This is a genomic window from Microbacterium sp. BF1, assembly GCF_019279095.1.
Lineage (GTDB): Bacteria > Actinomycetota > Actinomycetes > Actinomycetales > Microbacteriaceae > Microbacterium > Microbacterium maritypicum.
In genome coordinates, this window is record NZ_JAGYWT010000765.1 from 1 (window position 1) to 754 (window position 754).

The window sequence follows — 754 nt, forward strand, 5'->3', positions numbered from 1 at the left end:
GGCTGGCGCGGGTGCGCCCCCGCGGGCGGGCGGTGGAGGCATGATGCGCGAAGCGGCATTCCGGCTCAAGACCGCGGTCGGCGGTCGCAGCAGCACCGAGGCGTATCGCGAGTTCCTCGCGATGGATGCCCTCTCGCCGGAGCGGATCGCCCAGGTGAGCGCCGAGCGGTCCATCGCGCACGCCCGGTTCGCCTTCGGGCACAGCGCGTTCTACCGCGACCTCTACTCCGCCCACGGGATCACGGACGACGACCTGCGTGATCCCGCGGCGTTCGCGTCGCTGCCGATCGTGGACAAGGCGATGCTGCGCGAGAACTTCGAGCGCATCCGCACCGACGAGGCCGACTCGCGGACGAGCGTCGTGTCCCGGACCGGTGGCAGCACCGGTCTGCCGCTGCACCTGCTGCGTGATCTGCGGTTCCCTGCTCGCGCGCTGGAATGGCGCCTCTTCGACTGGTGGGGCGTGAAGCCCTGGGATGACCGTGGGATCGTGACGCGGCATGTCCTGACCGGCGCCGCCCGGATCCGCCACGATCTCGGCTGGCTGCCGTCGCGACGCGTGCAGCTGGACGCCTTCCAGATCACCGACGCCTCCGTCCGGGAGTTCGTCGAGCGGTGGAACAGGGTGCGCCCGCGCTTCCTGATCGGCTACGGCGGGGGAGTGCTCGACACCGTTCGTCGCATGAAGCGGATGGGGCTCACCGTCACGCCGCCCGTGGCCGTGGCCGTGACGGCGGCGCCGCTGTCTCCCGGC

1 protein-coding gene is annotated in these 754 nt (G+C 71.6%); it reads left to right on the plus strand.

Going from position 1 to position 754, the window contains the following annotated elements; translation table 11 throughout:
• Window positions 1-40: 40 nt before the first annotated feature.
• On the plus strand, window positions 41-754 hold a 714-nt coding region (locus KZA10_RS16640; protein WP_218683452.1), incomplete at its 3' end, for a hypothetical protein.